Origin of the sequence: Burkholderia sp. 4M9327F10 (assembly GCF_005503145.1) — a bacterium.
Taxonomy (GTDB): domain Bacteria; phylum Pseudomonadota; class Gammaproteobacteria; order Burkholderiales; family Burkholderiaceae; genus Paraburkholderia.
Genome location: NZ_SCNV01000022.1, coordinates 21,633 through 37,941 on the forward strand (window position 1 = coordinate 21,633; position 16,309 = coordinate 37,941).

A 16,309-nucleotide genomic window follows, 5' to 3' on the forward strand; every position below is an offset into this window, starting at 1 on the left:
CATCAATCCGCTGGAGAACTGGATGCAAGCGTTACAAGGAATCACGGTTGTCGAACTGAGCCGCGCGTTATCAGGGCCGTTCTGCTCGATGGTGCTGGCCGATCTCGGTGCGGATGTGGTCAAGGTCGAACCGGGTCCGGGCGGCGATATGAGCCGCACCTGGGGGCCTTTCGACCGCGGCGTGAGCACCTACTATCTGTCCTGCAACCGCAACAAGCGCGGCATATGCATCGACTTTAGAAATCCGCAGGGGCTGGCCGCGATTCATCGGCTGGTCGACGGCGCGGACGTGGTGATCGAGAACTTCAAACCCGGCACGATGGACAGCATGGGACTCGGCTATGACGTGCTCAGCGCGCGCAATCCGCGCCTCGTGATGGGCAGCATCAACGCGTTCGGCGCCGACGGTCCGATGAGCGGCTGGCCCGGCTTCGATCAGATTGCCCAAGGTTATTCGGGGCTAATGAGCCTGACCGGTTTTGCCGAAGGTGACCCTACGCGCACCGGCACCGCAATCGGCGATCTAAGTTCGGGCATGTGGCTCGCCATGGCGATTCTCGCCGCACTGCTGGAGCGTGAGCGGACCGGACGCGGCCAGCATGTGAGCACTTCGTTGCTGGCGAGTCTGGTGGGGCTTCTGAGCGTGCACGGTCAGCGCTACCTGAGCCTGGGCGACATTCCACGCCGCACGGGCAATGCGCATTCGGTGATCGCGCCATACGGTGTGTTCGAAACCGCCGATGGCCCGCTCAATCTGGCTCCCATCACCTCCGATATGTGGCTGCGCCTGTGTCAGTTGCTCGATCTCCCCGCACTGCCCGACGATCCGCGTTTTGCCACCAACGAGGCGCGCGTGGCGCACCGCGAGGAACTGAAGGCTGCGCTCGAAGCGCGCCTGAAGACGCGCAGCAAACGCGAGTGGACCGAACTGTTTGTTGGCGCGGGATTGCCGGCCGGCCCGATCCACACGCTCGACGAGGTGTTCGACGATCCGCAGGTACAGCACTGCCAACTGGTCGAGACGCTTGCGCATCCGACGCTCGGTGCACTGCGTCAGGTGGTGACGCCGGTGTCCGGTTCCGACGCGGCGGCGGGCGGCGCTGCGCCGCACGTTAGCCGGCATGCGCCGCCGGGGCTGGGCGAACATACCGTCGAGGTATTGCGCGAGGCGGGCTTCGATGCGGCGTCTATCGAGGCCTTGCTTGCCGCAAAGGCCGTGCATCAGCAAGAGCTGCCGGGCGTCTACAATTCGCAGACAAAGGTCCTGGAACCCGCTGCGGGAGTAACGCAATGAACAGCACGCAAACATCGCCGGCCACGGTGACGGTTGATATTGTCGATGAACGGATCGCTCAGGTAACGTTTAGCAATCCTGCGCGAAGAAATGCCCTCAGCGCGGATTTGCTCCATGCACTCGATGCACGCCTCGCTGAGCTGGCGGCCCAACGCATTGCGGTCGTGATACTGGGCAGCGGTGTCGGGCAGGACGTCTGGAGCGCGGGCCACGACATCGCCGAACTGGAGCACGACCGCGACCCGATCGCATACGGCAAGCCGCTTGAACGGGCGTTGCGCCGTGTGCGGGCGTTCCCGGGCGTGGTGATCGCGATGGTGTCCGGCTCAGCCTGGGGCGGTGCGGTCGATCTGGCAATGAGCTGCGATCTCGTGGTTGCAGACGGCAGTGCGCGCTTCGCGATGACGCCGGCGAACCTCGGCTTGCCTTATACGACGAGCGGCCTGCTGCGCTTCTTCCACAACCTGCCTATCCATGTGCTGAAGGAAATGTTCTTCTGTGCGCAACCGTTGGACGCGCAGCGCGCCGAACGCTTCGGCGTGGTTAACCGTCTGGTGGAGAGCGATAAGCTCGAAGCCACCGCGCTCGAACTGGCGCGCGGGATTGCCGTTAAAGCCCCGTTGGCGATTCAGGCGGTGAAAGAGCAGTTGCGCATTCTCGAAGACCTGCAACCGGTGCCGGTTCAGGCGATGGAGCAGATTGCGGAACTGCGTCGGCAGGCGTGCGAAGGCAGCGACTTCAGCGAAGGGCTGGCCGCGTTTGCGGCACGGCGGCCGGCGGTGTTCAGCGGCAATTGAGCGAGACAGTGTGCCTTGCTGCATCGTCTCACACGTCAGCAGCGGTGAGGGTCGGCGAGGCGCCATTCGCACCCTCACGCCGTTATGGTGAGTCTTTTCGGGAGTCGATCAAGCTGGAACAGCATGGCTGATCACCAAAGGTGAGAATTTTCGGGAGCAAATTCGGGGAACGCCTTTACCAATGCAAACGGCATTAGTCAATTTAGTCATGCCGTAAAGAGAATTTTTGTCGATTAATTTTCTGCAAAAGTATGCGAGGATAAATCGCCGTGGCCGAATGGATGCGCGATATCGGATTATCCGCATGATGCCCGGCGTATGCGTGGCGCTTCATCCGTGGCGCCGCGCTTCTCGCAAGGAAATGATCGTGAAATTCTCTTCTGGCATAGGCGCAGCCATGCTCGTTGTACAGAGCATGGCGCCGTGCGTTGCGCTGGCTCAGTCGCAACTTACCTACACCACGTCCTGGATCGGCAATAGTTTCGGTTTTGGCGACGGAAAATGGGTTCAGCAGGATATTCAGGCTATTAATGTTGCCCCGAATGGAACCGTATATACCGATTCACCATGGGATGAAAGCGGCAGTGAAATCGCTGCTTATCAGAATGGCAATAAACTCGCCGTGGCCGGCAATACGCATGGATGGGGTGCGGCCGGCGGCGATGCGGTGGCCGTCAACAGCACGTACCTGTACGCGGCGATGTCCATCGGCAATCAGAGCAACACGCTGGTGGGCGCCGACTACCCTCCGCAGAACCAGACCTGGTTCGGCATCACGCGGCGCCAGTTGTCGAACATCGCATTGGGTGCACCGTTTTCGTCCGGCATCGGTAATAGCGCCAACTCGACCAAGAACAGTTTTCTGCGCGTGCAGGCGGCAACGGCCGGCGTCGATGCAGGCATTCGCGGACTCGCCGCCACCGATAGCGAAGTGTACGTGGCCGACACATACGGCAACCGCATCGTCGTGCTCGACGCACAAACCATGCGTCAGTTGCGTTCATGGAACGTGCCGGCGCCGGGACGCATTGTTATCGACACCGACACGACGCTCTGGGTCATCAGCGGCTTCGATTCGACGAGCGCGAAGGTCGTGCACTATTCGAACACCGGTGCGCCGCTGCCGGGCACTGCAACGCTGCCGGCAGGAGCGATACCCACCGCGCTCGCGTTGGCGCCCTCAGGGCAGCTGCTGGTGGCGGACAATGGACCGTCGCAGCAGATTCTCGTCTACAACAAGGTCGCTGGCGGCCAGACACAACTTGGTGACGCGCTCGGCACGCGTAACGGCATCTTCCATACGATCGCCGGGGCGCCCGGCAACTGGCGCTTCAATGGCATCACCGGCATCGGCTTCGATCAGAGCGGCAACCTATACGTCGGGCAGAACGGCGAAGGGCCGCGACCGATCGGCTCGGCGACGGTCGGCCAGGGGGCGGTGCTGGAAAGCTACGAGCTCGAGTTACGGCAACTGAACTGGCGGCTATACGGGCTCACGTTTGTCGACAGCGGCGCCTTCGACCCCGCCAATCCCGCTACCGTGTATAGCGGCTCGAAACGCTTCTCGCTCGACTACAGCCGCCCCACCGGCGAGGAGTGGTCGTATACCGGCTTTACGCTGGACCGCTTCGCTTACCCCGACGACTCCGCATTTCATCTGACACGCGGCGTGCGCGGCGAGCCGATGGTCAGACGCATCAATGGCCAGCCGTATCTCTACGCGCTCGACCAGGACTCGCACTATCTGAGCGTGTATCGCTTCGACAACGCCCACGGCGAAGTCGCGATTCCCTCCGGTCTGCTGGCGGAGAATCCGATTCCCGGTAGCTGGCCGGCCGGGCAGCCGACGTATGGCGAGTGGATGTGGCGCGACAGCAATGGCGACGGCGTGGTTCAGGCGAGCGAGATCACCAGCAACCCGTCTACCGGCAGCACGGTCGGCAACGGTTTCTGGTGGGTGGACAGTGCCAGCAACGTCTGGCTTGCGACGCCGGTGAGCGGGATTCGCGAAATGCCGCTGCAGGGTCTGGATTCCTTCGGTAACCCGATCTATCAATACACCGGCGCGAAGACGTTCGCGATGCCCAGGCAGTTCACCCGGCTCGGACGCATCGTCTATATCAAACAGACCGATACGATGTACGTGACCGGCTTTACGGCGGCCAATCCATGGAACGCAACGCTCTGGAAAGAGGCCGGCCCGCTGCTGGCACGCTACGACAACTGGAGCAGCGGCAATCCGCAGCTGGTCTATACGATCGCATTGCCGTGGAATACCCAAAGCAATCCGCAGGTGACGACAGTGGGCGTGGCGGTGGCAGGCAACTACATCTTCGTCGCCGAACTGTTTACGCAGAAGATCGATGTGTACGACACGCGTAGCGGTCAGGCGGTCGGCTATATGACGCCGGGCGCGAGCGTCGGTAATACGAGCGGCTGGGTGGATGTGTATCTCGGCATCAGCGCCGTGGAGCGCGCCAATGGCGAATACGACGTGCTGGTGGAGGACGATGCGCGCGCCAAGATCCTGTTGTACCGATGGAAGCCTTAGCACACCGCGTGGCGGGCAGGCATGCGGCATCTGGACGAATAGACGGCTGATCGCGATCGGTATATAACAACATTAGAGATTCGTTCACACACCGCTGCCACCTTGGGAGAGGCGCTCCATCATGACGCGTGATGTTTCGCAACAGCAGGAACCGGATGAAAGGGATGAACGGCCTGAGCTCGAACACCTCGACGCGGCCGTCAGCCATGTCGACCAGTTGGTGAGTTCGGGCGGCATTGCATCGGGCGCGGCCAAAGGTCTGCTGTACAGCCTGATCGAGACGCTCGGCACGCTGGTGGGCGACCCGGATTTGCCGGAGCACGCCCGTTCCGGCTATGAAGGTCTGCTGGAAACGGCGCGTGAATTGCGGGTCAAACTCGAACGCTGAGATTGGCCGGTAGGTTCACGCTTGCGCACTTTCCTGCGCGGCCAGCGCCTCGAGCAATTCCGGCGGCGCTGAGGCGATCTGTACCTCAGGCGTGCCATGCCAGTCCGCGCAACGCAGGAAGGCACGCCGCAAGTCTGCGGCAAGACGGCCGCTGACGCGCACCCCCGCTTCCAGATGAACCGCCTTCAGCTCGAAGATCCCGCTCGTGCGGTGCGCCTTCGCGTCGGCGCGGCCGATCAGCTTGCCGCGGCTCAGAATCGGCAGCACGAAATAGCCGTATTTGCGCTTGGCGGCAGGCGTATAGCACTCGATCGCGTAGTCGAAATCGAATAACGCCGCAGCGCGCTTGCGATCCCACACCACCGGATCGAACGGCGATAGCAAGGTCGTGACGGTCGAGGCGAGTTTGCCGTTTGCCGCATCGTCGATTAACGGCGCAAAGTCTCGATGGACGAACGTGTCCTGCTTCCAGCCGTCGACACGGACCGGCATCAGTTCACCTTCGTCCGCCAGTGCGTGCAGCGCCTCGACATAGGGCCGCCGCGCCAGCCGGTAGTAATCAGCGACCCAATCGGCGCGCGCAACGCCCAAGGCGCGGCAAGTGCGTCGCAACACCTCCTGTTCCACCGCTGCCGCCGGTTGCAGATCCCGCGCATCGCTCCAGTCCGGCAGCACCCGTTCGGTCAGATCGTAGACGCGATGAAAATTGCGCCGTTCAGCCACCATCAATTCGCCGATGGCGAACAGCACCTCAAGGTGGCGCTTCTCCGGCTTCCAGTCCCACCAGCCGTTGCTTTTGCCGGCTTCGCGGACGAAGTCCGCCGAACGCACCGGTCCGTTCGCGCGAATCTGCTCGAGCAGGCGCGCGATGTCCTTGCGGTATTTCTTGTGCCATTCGGCGGCGTATTTCCAGCCCATGCCGCTCGGGTCGAGCATGCGATGGCGCAGCAGGCCATAGTCCTCGATCGGCACAAAACAGGCTTCATGCGACCAGTATTCGAACAGTTTGCCTTCCGCGAGATGCTCATCGAGCCATTGCGGCGAGTAGGCGCCGAGGCGGCTGAACAGAACGAGGTAGGGGCTGCGCGCGACGACGTGGATCGTGTCGATCTGCAACTGCGCCATGCGGCGAATCGCGTCGAGGACGTCGGCTTTGCTGGCTTTGCGCCGCGGCGGCGTGAGCAGGCCTTGTGCGGCGAGGTGGAGGGTGCGGGCGGCGGATAACGGCAGTATCTTCACGCGGTCGATTGCTGGGTGCTCATCGGATTGGCGGCAACGAGGGGCGCACCGAAGCTGCGCCGCCTCGCCGGACAACCGTTACTTTAGCGCGAATCCGTCATACCTTATGCGCCTAGCGCCACTGCCTCGCCCTCGCTCACCGCGAGCATCTGATGGATCTGCGACACGACAGCGGCGCCTTCACCCACGGCAGCCGCGACCCGCTTGGTCGAGCCGGCACGCGCGTCGCCAATTGCGAACACGCCGTCGACCGAGGTGCCCAGGTCGCAGGTGGAGTTCAGGCCTTTCGAGCCGGTGAGCACGAAACCCTTCGGATCGAGCCCCACGCCGCAGGTCCGCAGCCAGTCGGTGTTCGGATCGGCGCCGGTGAAGAGGAACAGATGGCGCGACGCGAAACGATCCGTGCCGTCGGGCAGCGGCCGCTTGAGAACGACCGACGACAGACCGGTGTCGTCCGCTTCGAGGCTATCGATTTCCGAATGAGGATGTACGAACACGTTCGGCAGCGAGCGAATCCGGTCGATCAGGTAGCGCGACATGGTCGCTTCGAAACCGCTGCGGCGAATCAGGACATGCACCTTCGCCGCGTGCGTGGCCAGATAGACGATGGCCTGCCCCGCGGAATTGCCACCACCCACCAGCACGATCTCTTCGCGCTTGCATAGCTTCGCCTCGACCGGCGAGGCCCAGTAGTAAACGCCACGTCCGTCGAAACGCTCGAGTCCTTCGATGTCGGGCCGCCGGTACACCGCACCGCTCGCAATCACAATGCTGCGTGCTTTCACACTGCCGCCGCACTTGAGTTCGAGCCGGTGCGGCGACTCTTCGCAATGCAGGGCCTTAACCTTGACCGGAATCGCAACGTGGGCGCCGAACTTCTGTGCCTGTACAAAGGCGCGGCCGGCCAGCGCCTGGCCGCTGATGCCGGTCGGAAAACCCAGATAGTTTTCGATCCGCGAACTCGCGCCTGCCTGGCCGCCGGGGGCGCGGCTATCGAGCACGATCACCGAGAGGCCTTCCGAGGCCGCATACACCGCAGTCGCCAGTCCAGCCGGGCCGGCGCCGACGATTGCCACGTCATAGATAAACGAAGCGTCGAGTTCAGGCAGCATGCCCAGACAGGTCGCGAGATGGGGATCGCTCGGGTGACGCAGCACGGAACCGTCCGGACAGATCACCAGCGGCAGGTCTTCCGGTTGCGCGCCGAACTGTTCGATCAGGCTCAGCGCGTCGTCGTCGCGTTCGTCGATGACCTGATGCGGATGGCCGTTGCGCGACAAAAACCCCTGCAGCGAGACGAGCCGCGCGTCGTTGCTCTTGCCTATCAGGATCGGGCCACCCGCGCCTTTTTCGATCAGCGAAACGCGCCGCAGGATCAGCGCGCGCATGATGCGCTCGCCCAGCTCGGCCTCCGCCACGATCAGCGCGCGCAGCCGGACCGGCGGAATCAGCAGCGCTTCGACGGGTTCAAGCGCCACGCCGCTGACGAGACAGACACGCCCGGACAACTGGCCCACTTCGGCAAGAAACTGCCTTTCGCCGCGCTCGGAGACAAGGCGCTCGCGCCCGAGTCCATCGCGCTGGAAAATCTTCACGCGCCCTGCCAGCAAGACGAACATCCCCGGGCCGATATGACCGGTCTCGAACAGCAGTTCGCCGGGTTCCCAGTGAGTGATCTCGCCGAATTTGCGCAGCCGGTTGACTTCTTCCCAGGTCAGTAAGGGGAACATCTGATGCTCCCGCGTCGCCAGCGAGGAGAAGGGCGCGTCGGCAACCACAGCTTGTTGTTGTGCTTCGGGTTCTTGAGTCTCAACCATTAAACCGCTCCTTCTGTCTTCGGGTGCAGCAGGGCAGGCGTCGACGCGCAAGAGGCGCAGGAGGCATCTCGCGCGGCGCGAGCGGTGAAGGATGTGTTACACCGCCGGCGCCACGCCGGGGTGGACCTCGTCCACCGGCTCGTCCTCGAGCGGCTCGAGTTGCCGCCCCGCGTCACGCCACGCGTCGAGGCCGCCGCGCAGCGGCAGCACGTCGCTGAAACCTGCTTCGTTGAGTTGCTTGGCCATCCACGCCGCCGAAATCTCATTCGGGCATGAACAGTAGATAACCAGTTTCTGCTCCGGCGAGTACTTGGCGATGATCTCGTTGAGCTGACGCTCGTCGGCAAACTGGGTGCCGGGAATCACGAACGGATCGAGCTTGCGCTTCTCGCGCGAACGGATGTCGAACAACACCGGCGGCTGGCCGGCTACGATCAGCTTGTACAGCTCGTCCACATCCATGCGGGCGGTCGCGAGCTTCTTGATGAGCTGACGCCGGCGGATCCAGCGGTAGCTCGCATAGAGCAGCAGCAACGCGCCGATCACGACAATCGCCATCTTGCCGAGTCGCCCGGCGCCGGCCAGCACCATGTCGATCTGCGGTGCGAACAGGGCGCCGATGATGAGACCGGTTCCAGACCACAGGGCCGCGCCCACGCTGTCGTAGGTCAGGAAGGTGCGGTACGTGGTGCCCATTGCACCTGCCATCGGGATGGAGACAATCGACAGGCCCGGCACGAACTTCGCCACGGCGAGCACGCGCACGCCCCAGCGGCCAAAGAAGCGCTCGGTTTTCTTCACGCAGGTGTCGCGCGACAGCGACAGCTTGCACAGCGTCTTGAGCGTGTTGCCGCCGTAGATGCGGCCCGCGAGGTACCACACGCTGTCGCCGATCAGCGTGGCGAAGATCGCCAGGATCAACACCGAGGCGAGCTGCGAGCCGACGGTGGCCGGATGCATGGCGGCCATCGCGCCGAACAGGACAAGACACGGCATCGCGGGCACGGGCAACCCGAGCGATGCGGCAAGCACGTTGGCAAAGACAAGTGCAGGCCCGTACTGCTCCACGAGGTCATGTAGCATCGGCTTACTTCCGCGCCGTTTCCGGGCGAAAGGGAAGAGGTAACTTATCGATTATGGACGCATTTCCAAGACGTGCAAGCGTCTGGAAACGTGACGGATGGATGATGCGGGAGAAGCGTTGCTGGGTCAGGCGCCGCGGGCGGTTGCGACGGCCTGGTTGATGCGCCGGCCAATGGGGAACGCGGGGGAACGCGGTGCGCCGCTTGCCCGGTGGCCAGGGAGCGGCATTCGCGTGAGCCAATGCCGCTGCCGGTTTTTACGTACGATGATTGTGCTGTTCGCCCGGCAGTTCGGCACCGTGCGCGCGAATGGCCGCGATCAGTTCCGCCGGCGTGATTTCATAACGCACTTCGCGGTGGATGCCCGGCTTGCGTTCGTCCACTTCGATCAGAAGAATACCCTTGCCGTCTTCTGTCGACTCGAGGCGCAGTGAGCGAAGTTCGCGTGCCGTTGCGTCGTCGAATTCCGTGAGCAGGGCCATTGACCCGGAAGACCCGGTAGTGCGCATCGAAGTTGTCCTCGTTCCGTTGTTGATCGAACCACTGCATTGTACGGGCACCCGGCGCACCGCGTGTCGCGCGCGGTTGACACCGTGGCATTGAGCGCGCCGCCGAGAGCCGCGCCACGCTTTGCGATGCGCGATGTGACGGCGTCGCGTCAGCCAGTTTAACGCGACTCATTGTGCCACCGAACGCATTTTTCATGCCCCGCGCCGGTGCAACCCTTCCTGTTGATTGTCACGGCCCTGACGTGTAACCGGGTTAGTGCTCCGTGCTACCCATGCGCGCCGCGTGGCGCGGTTGCATGCGGGAGTGACGTTCCCTCGCTGTAAACGTTTTGCCCCCTGCTGACGTTGACCGGCTTTCGACGGTGATCGTTGCCCGCCGGCTTTTCGGGGGTGGAGACGTGCGCAGGTATTTATTACTGCCTCATCTGCCTGGTGTGGGCACCGGAGTTCGTTTTTACGCACCTCGTTGCACCCACAAAAAAATAGCCCGTCCTGTGAAGGACGGGCTGCTAAAACGCCGTTTTTACTCGGGTCAGCCGACCCCGCACAACCGGGGCGCTGACGCAGTCATGCTGAGCCGCGGACGACCCTTTGTCGAGGTGGGAGTAACGCCGATCTATCAGACCAAAGCTGGTTCGCGGGGCTCGGCGTGACGGGCCGGCGCTGCGCCTTTCGCGGAGCGGATTGCCGGGCCTGGCGCCGCTTCGGCGACCGTGAACAGCCGCACGGCCTCATCCAGCACGTCGGCCTGCTCGGCAAGACGTTGCGCCGTCGCGGCGGCCTGTTCGACGAGCGTGGCATTCTGCTGGGTCGCGCCATCGAGATGTGTGACCGCCTGGTTCACCTGGCGGATGCCCTCCGCCTGCTCGCTGCTCGCGTTCGCCACCTCGACGATGATCGACGAGACGCGGCTGACGGCTTCATCGATCGCGCGCATCTGCGAGGTGGTGCGCGCCACCAGTTCCGTGCCTTGCGCGATTTCGGTGACGCTCGCCTCCACGACCGACTTGATTTCCTTCGACGAAGCCGCGCAGCGCTGCGCGAGCGTGCGCACCTCGCCGGCGACCACCGCGAACGAGCGGCCCGCTTCGCCCGCGCGGGCGGCTTCGACGGCTGCGTTGAGCGCAAGAATGTTGGTCTGAAACGCAATGCCGTCGATCACGCCGGTGATGTCGGCAATGCGCCTGGAAGCCGCCGTGATGCCCGCCATGGTCTGTTCCACCTGGCCGGCGATCTTGCCGCCCACGGCGGCTGCCGCCTGCGCATCCTTGGCCAGATCGAGCGCACGTACGCTGGCGTCGGCATTTGCCTGCACGGTGGTGGTGAGCTGGTCCATGGTGGCGGCGGTTTCTTCGAGCGAGGCCGCCTGCAACTCGGTGCGGCGCGCCAGATCGACATTGCCGCTCGAGATTTCGCGGGCCGCGTCGAGCATGCCGGTGATCTGCGAACGCACGTCGGAGACGATGGCGGCGAGATTGGCCTTTAACTGGTTGAGCGCCTGCAGCACCTCACCGAGGTCGTCATGACGACCGATCACGAGATCCGTGGTCAGATCGCCGGCGGCGAGGCGGGTCGCGAATCCCGACATGTCGCGCATCGGCTCGGCCAGATGGCGGGCCAGCAACTGCCATGAGACCACGCTGATCAGCGTGGTCGCGCCGAAGGCGATCCAGAATGCCAGCGGCGGTGTTGCTCTCCACGCAGCGAGACCGGTCAGCAGCAGCGCGAGCGGCGCCAGTGCATAGCCGATGGCCGCACGGGTTGCCACCGGCAGGCGCATCATCGCTTGCAGGCGGCCGGCGAATCCGGTTCGCACGACAATGCCGCGATGCAGCTTGTGCGAGCGCGACTTGCCCTCGCGAATCCTTGCATAGAGCGCGTCGGCGGCTCGCACCGCCTCGCGCGACGGCTTGACCCGCACGCTCAGATAGCCGACCACAGTGCCTTTTTCCACCACCGGTGTGACGCTCGCCTGTACCCAATAGTGGTCGCCGTTCTTGCGCCGGTTCTTGACGAGGGCGGTCCACGGGCGGCCGCTGCGAATGGTTGCCCACATGTCGGCAAAGGCCTCGCGCGGCATGTCCGGATGGCGGATCAGATTGTGCGGCTGGCCGATCAACTCGTCTTTCGCATAGCCGGATACGGCAATGAAGGCGGGGTTGCAGTACTCGATGCGGCCGGTCAGGTCGGTCGCGGACACAAGCATCTGGGACGAGGGGAATTCGTACTCTTGTTGGGTCACAGGCTGGTTATTACGCATGGCTTTCCTTGCAGGGTGGGCGCGCGCACGGCGCAGTCCTTTCGTCGCTGCAAGCTTTAACGGCATTAACCTCGTTAGCTTTAGGGTTTTCCTGGTGTTCCACTCAAGTTTTGAGGGCATCTGGTCGTTATTATTTGCCCTCGCCAATGCCGTATGCATGGTATTTGTATAGCAATGCTAAGTAATTGACCTGAGGCCAATCTGATCAGATGCACGGCTGTCGCCAGGCGCCGCGACCGCGTTTTCATGGATTCACTAACACGCTTGCGCGTCATCTGCAATCGCACCCTGCATCTGGCGCGACGACCGCCGGGTGCCCGCCTGCCGCCGCTTAGCGCTCTTTAACGTCGCCCACACCAGTTTCGTTGAAACCGTTCTCAAGATTCCCGTGCATGGGTCGTAAACGAGCTTGTCCGGGGTGTATGCGTCATACATACAGCCCTGTCCATTGGGTAGCCATACCCGCCTCAGCCACCTCGTCACACCTATAAACGCCACAGGAATTTATCCGATGAAACGCTTGGTTGTCGCTTTGTTTGCAGGCCTGACCGCTCTATATGGACCGCTCGCGATGGCGGACGAAGTGTACGGGCAGGTCGGCACTGAAGGTGTCGGTATTGGCTACGGGCATCCGTTCGGCTCGCTTGCCAATGTGCGCGCCGAATTCAACGGCTTCAGTTTCTCGCATAGCTTCAACTCGGGCGGCCTGCACTATGACGGGACGGCGACACTCGTGCACGCCGGTCTTTACGGCGACTTCTTCCCCGCGCCGAGCGTGGTGCCGTTTCGCTTCACCGCCGGCCTGCTGATTGGCGGCGACAATGTCGATGCGGACGCAACCAGCATGTCCGGCACCTACACCATCAACGGCGTGCAGTACTCGACGCTGGGCGAAAGCATCCACGCAAAGGCCACGTTCCCGGCCGTGCGTCCGTACCTTGGGATCGGCTTTGGCCACTCGCCCCTCGCGACCAAGGGCTTTTCGATGTTCTTCGATGCGGGCGTGGCTTACGGCAAACCGCATGTGGACTTCGACGTGCCGGCCGACATCGTCGCGGAAGCGGGTCAGGCGAACGTCGATGCCGAGAAGCAGTCTTTGCAGAACACCGCCGACCGCTTGCGTTTTTATCCGATTGTGAAGATTGGCGTCACTTATCGGTTTTAAACCCACGGTTTTAACGGCACAGTTTTAACCGCGCGGTTCTGACTGCGCGGTTTTAAGGGGGCGGCCGTCCTGCGCAATGTCACGCGGACGGCATTTTTCGCATGCTACGATGGCTCGCGATGTGACCGATGGTCGAGCGAGCGATGGCAACCCTTTACGACAAGCTTGGCGTTCAGCCGAACGCCACCGGCGAAGAGATCAAGCGGGCGTACCGAAAGGCCGCGATGCGCTGGCATCCCGACCGCAATGCGGGTGCCGAAGAGGCGGCGCGCACCGCGTTTCAGGACATCAAGGACGCGTACAACATTCTGTCCGATGCGGCGCAGCGCAAGGTTTACGACGCGGTGTACGCCGAGCAGATGCGCTCATGGGAAGCCCGCCGCCAGCGCATGGAGCGGGAACGGGCCGAGCGCGAAGAAGCGGCGCGCGCGGCCGAGCAGGCCGCTTACGCCAAGATGGTGGCACTCGCGATGCGCTTTGCGGACGAAGGCTATAACCGCGACGTGGTGTTCGGTGCGCTGCTCGGGCAGCAATGCGAAGCCAGCCTCGCGGGACGCATCGCGGACAGCGCGCTGGCGCTGCACGCCTCCCGCCAGCAGCAAAGCGTGCCTGCGGAACCGGTCGTCGACGAACCCGTGCCGCCCAGTGAACCTGCTGCGGCGCGCAAGGATCATGAGCCGGCCACGCACGGCAGCACGCTTGGCGGGCTGTGGTATCAATTCCTGAACGGTCTGCGATTCTGAGCCCTTCAGGCGATGCTGGCCGTTGCAAAAAGAGCGTCGCCAATGCGCTTTGATTGCTTATAGTAGAAGTGTGCCGAAGCAGCGCGACTCTGAACGGGCACATTTGACGGGGGAACGGTGCGATGACAACGGCAACCGGTTCAGCCTACGCGATGCAAACGAGCACGCCCGCATCGCTGCGGGAGCTTGCCAACTATCTCGAACAGGCGCTCGATGCCGGTCAAGCCGTGGTTGTGATGCGATACGGCGAGAAGCATCGTTCGGTCTACATTGGCGACCCCGCTGACTCGCTGGACACCTTGTCGAGCAGCGAGGCGCTCGCGGCCCACCTCGCCGACGAGATGCTGGCTTTGACCGCGGTCGGCATGAACCGGATCACCGCTGACGGCCAGATATACCGGTTCACGCGAACGCATCGATATATCGAGGACCAGCAGGCTGTGATTTTTGCGCCGGCGTGAACGGTGCGACGCGACGGTTGCGCCAACCGGCTCCCACAAAATCAAAAAGCGAACCGGAGTTCGCTTTTTGCCATGCTGCACCGCCTGTTCGCCGCTTGCGGCAGCGAACCGGAGCGCTACCTGTTACGCGCTCGCCGTGATGGTTGCCACGAATTGCTTGGCAGCCTTGCTAGCCGATTCGTACGTGGCGTTGGCTGCCGAAAACGCCGAGTTCCATGCTGCTACCGCGCCTTCGCTGCCGGCCGGTGCATTCTTTGCCAGGCTTTCGATAAAGCCTTGTGCGTCTTTCTGGGCTTTCTGGAACTGCGTGGTGGCCGCGCTCGAAAATTCGGCTTGGGCAGCCGAGAGGATTTCATGCACGTGACGGCCGTATGCCGCGGCCTTTTCCGATGCCGGCTGCGACAGGCTAGCCGAGAGGGCCAGCAGTTCGCTCGGATCTTTCACCGTGATTGCCTTGCTCAGGACTTCCTGCGTTTCGGCCAGCGTGGTCTTGCCGACCTGCAGATTCAGGGCAACCAGCTTTTCTACGCTTGCGAACGCCTGGTTCGCAAAGCCGAACAGGGTTTCCAGGCTGGCTTGCTGTGCGGCGATCAATTGTTGGGGGGTAGGCGTGCTCATCACTGCTCCAAAGGTAAGGCGGCGAGTGCGAGAGGGCTCTAGGTGACACAAGATCCGCGCGCCGCAACGGCTGAAAGTGGTTTGTTGCACTGCAACAAAAACGGATTGTACGGCGTAATTTCGAAAAGTCAACGGATTTCGCAAGGGGCGCGGGCAGCGCGCTCCGGCTCGCCCGCGGCCCGGTCTTTGAAGACTGGGCCTGCTCGGTCGTTTCACTCACAGAGATTTTCTCGTGCTTGTGGAGAGCTATTAAATGAATATCGACTTTCACTACGGCGTGGTCTACGCCGTCGCCCGTGTCGGCGGGTTGTCGCGGGACGAAGCCCAGACGGTGGCGCACGCGTGCCAGTACGTGGATGACGCCACCACGCCCGGAATCCTGCGCTTCGCCGGTGGCGAGACGTTCGAGCGCTTTGCGACCGCGCACAAGATGATCGACTATTCCAACACGGAGAACGACAAAAACAGCCTGGTCTGGACGCCCTTCCATTTTCTCCCTGCCGGCCAGGGGGAAACGTTGCAGGAGAAGGCGGTATGCCGCCCGGACAGCGAGGTTGCGCGAGAGGTGATGCGGCGGGCGATCCGTCAAAGGAGCACGGACAACGCCCTGCACCGGCTGGGCGTGACGCTACATACCTACGTGGATACCTGGGCGCATCAAGGATTTGCCGGGATTGAATGCAAGTTCAACCGGGTGTCCCGGCTCGAGGCCGCGGATTGCACGGCGGAGAGCTGGCTGGCGCGTCTCGCGCATGCGACCGGGCATCTGATCGAGCAGATGGAGTCGGCACTGCTCTCGGAGAGTCTGCCCGTCGGGCACGGTGCCGCCCTGCATTATCCCGACCTGCCCTGGATGCAGTGGCGCTATATCGATGGCGCCGGCATGCCTGTCCACCGGCAGAATCTCGGCGAGTTCGTCTGCGCGGCCGAGATGGCTTGCCGGGCCGTGCAGGCGTTTGTCGCGGGGAGCGAGGCATTTGAGTCGCAGCCCGGGCTGCCGGTCAATGTGAAGCAGGCGTTGAGGGACCTCCTGAGTACAAACACAAGTTCCGACGATCAGCAGCGACTGGCGGGAATTTGCGCTGCGGTGAGCGCGGGACGCATCCCCGGTCTCGCGGAGACGATACCTGGCTATGTCGCGAAGGGACTGGGCTCGTGGAAATACAACGCGACCGGTTTGTTATCGGACGACGACAGCGGCGAGCGCCCACAGTGGAGCGCGGCCTTCGAGCGAAGCGACTACCGCCGCTTTCATGACGCGGTGAAGGAGCATCGCTTTGTGGTCACGCAGGAAATTCTGCCGGCGCATGGGTTGCGGATCGCCTGAAACAGGCGTGAAATGCGCAGGCGGCAGGGCCGCGGCCACGCGTGAGCGGGACACGACC

At 63.0% G+C, this 16,309-nt stretch carries 14 protein-coding genes; 8 read left to right on the plus strand and 6 right to left on the minus strand.

Annotated elements, in window-relative coordinates; all coding sequences use genetic code 11:
* Window positions 1-22: 22 nt before the first annotated feature.
* The 4 genes from FFS45_RS20155 (at window position 23) to FFS45_RS20170 (ending at window position 5,030) form a co-directional block, all read left to right on the plus strand.
* Window positions 23-1,294 carry a CaiB/BaiF CoA-transferase family protein gene (locus FFS45_RS20155; protein ID WP_137956391.1) on the plus strand — a complete coding sequence of 424 codons (1,272 nt, stop codon included), beginning with the start codon at window positions 23-25 and terminating at the stop codon, window positions 1,292-1,294.
* Complete coding sequence (gene scpB / locus FFS45_RS20160) at window positions 1,291-2,091, plus strand: methylmalonyl-CoA decarboxylase (protein ID WP_137956392.1); 801 nt, start codon at window positions 1,291-1,293, stop codon at window positions 2,089-2,091. The genes FFS45_RS20155 and scpB overlap by 4 nt, the downstream gene beginning before the upstream one ends.
* Window positions 2,092-2,488: 397 nt before the next feature.
* On the plus strand, window positions 2,489-4,642 hold the full coding sequence (locus FFS45_RS20165; protein WP_249362864.1) for a hypothetical protein: 2,154 nt from the start codon (window positions 2,489-2,491) through the stop codon (window positions 4,640-4,642).
* Between the two features lie 121 nt (window positions 4,643-4,763).
* Window positions 4,764-5,030, plus strand: coding sequence for a hypothetical protein (locus FFS45_RS20170; RefSeq protein ID WP_137956393.1), 267 nt, complete (start codon window positions 4,764-4,766; stop codon window positions 5,028-5,030).
* A 15-nt stretch (window positions 5,031-5,045) separates the two neighbouring features.
* Here the strand turns inward: FFS45_RS20170 and FFS45_RS20175 are convergent, their stop codons facing one another.
* The 5 genes from FFS45_RS20175 to FFS45_RS20195 all read right to left on the minus strand — a co-directional run bounded on the left by FFS45_RS20175 (window position 5,046) and on the right by FFS45_RS20195 (window position 11,937).
* Window positions 5,046-6,269: a crosslink repair DNA glycosylase YcaQ family protein gene (locus FFS45_RS20175; RefSeq protein WP_137956394.1), complete on the minus strand. Its 1,224-nt coding sequence runs from the start codon at window positions 6,267-6,269 to the stop codon at window positions 5,046-5,048.
* Between the two features lie 104 nt (window positions 6,270-6,373).
* Window positions 6,374-8,086 carry an FAD-dependent oxidoreductase gene (locus FFS45_RS20180; protein ID WP_137956395.1) on the minus strand — a complete coding sequence of 571 codons (1,713 nt, stop codon included), beginning with the start codon at window positions 8,084-8,086 and terminating at the stop codon, window positions 6,374-6,376.
* A 96-nt stretch (window positions 8,087-8,182) separates the two neighbouring features.
* Entirely contained in the window at window positions 8,183-9,169 is a 987-nt protein-coding gene (locus FFS45_RS20185) for a DedA family protein/thiosulfate sulfurtransferase GlpE (protein ID WP_137956396.1), read from the minus strand.
* A 256-nt stretch (window positions 9,170-9,425) separates the two neighbouring features.
* Window positions 9,426-9,677, minus strand: coding sequence for a hypothetical protein (locus FFS45_RS20190; RefSeq protein ID WP_074266701.1), 252 nt, complete (start codon window positions 9,675-9,677; stop codon window positions 9,426-9,428).
* A gap of 619 nt (window positions 9,678-10,296) precedes the next feature.
* Window positions 10,297-11,937 carry a PAS domain-containing methyl-accepting chemotaxis protein gene (locus tag FFS45_RS20195; RefSeq protein ID WP_137956397.1) on the minus strand — a complete coding sequence of 547 codons (1,641 nt, stop codon included), beginning with the start codon at window positions 11,935-11,937 and terminating at the stop codon, window positions 10,297-10,299.
* Between the two features lie 511 nt (window positions 11,938-12,448).
* On the opposite strand from FFS45_RS20195, the gene FFS45_RS20200 reads away from it, so the two are divergent.
* From FFS45_RS20200 to FFS45_RS20210, 3 genes are all read left to right on the plus strand, one after another.
* A complete protein-coding gene (locus FFS45_RS20200; RefSeq protein WP_137956398.1) occupies window positions 12,449-13,102 on the plus strand; it encodes a hypothetical protein in 654 nt (217 codons plus the stop codon).
* A gap of 143 nt (window positions 13,103-13,245) precedes the next feature.
* Window positions 13,246-13,845: a J domain-containing protein gene (locus FFS45_RS20205; RefSeq protein ID WP_137956399.1), complete on the plus strand. Its 600-nt coding sequence runs from the start codon at window positions 13,246-13,248 to the stop codon at window positions 13,843-13,845.
* 122 nt (window positions 13,846-13,967) lie between these two features.
* Window positions 13,968-14,306, plus strand: coding sequence for a hypothetical protein (locus FFS45_RS20210; protein ID WP_137956400.1), 339 nt, complete (start codon window positions 13,968-13,970; stop codon window positions 14,304-14,306).
* A 123-nt stretch (window positions 14,307-14,429) separates the two neighbouring features.
* On the opposite strand, the gene phaP is transcribed toward FFS45_RS20210, so the two are convergent.
* A complete protein-coding gene (gene phaP / locus FFS45_RS20215; RefSeq protein ID WP_137956401.1) occupies window positions 14,430-14,924 on the minus strand; it encodes a TIGR01841 family phasin in 495 nt (164 codons plus the stop codon).
* Window positions 14,925-15,177: 253 nt separating this feature from the next.
* On the opposite strand from phaP, the gene FFS45_RS20220 reads away from it, so the two are divergent.
* A complete protein-coding gene (locus FFS45_RS20220) occupies window positions 15,178-16,251 on the plus strand; it encodes a DUF6765 family protein (protein WP_137956402.1) in 1,074 nt (357 codons plus the stop codon).
* The last annotated feature ends 58 nt before the right edge of the window (window positions 16,252-16,309 follow it).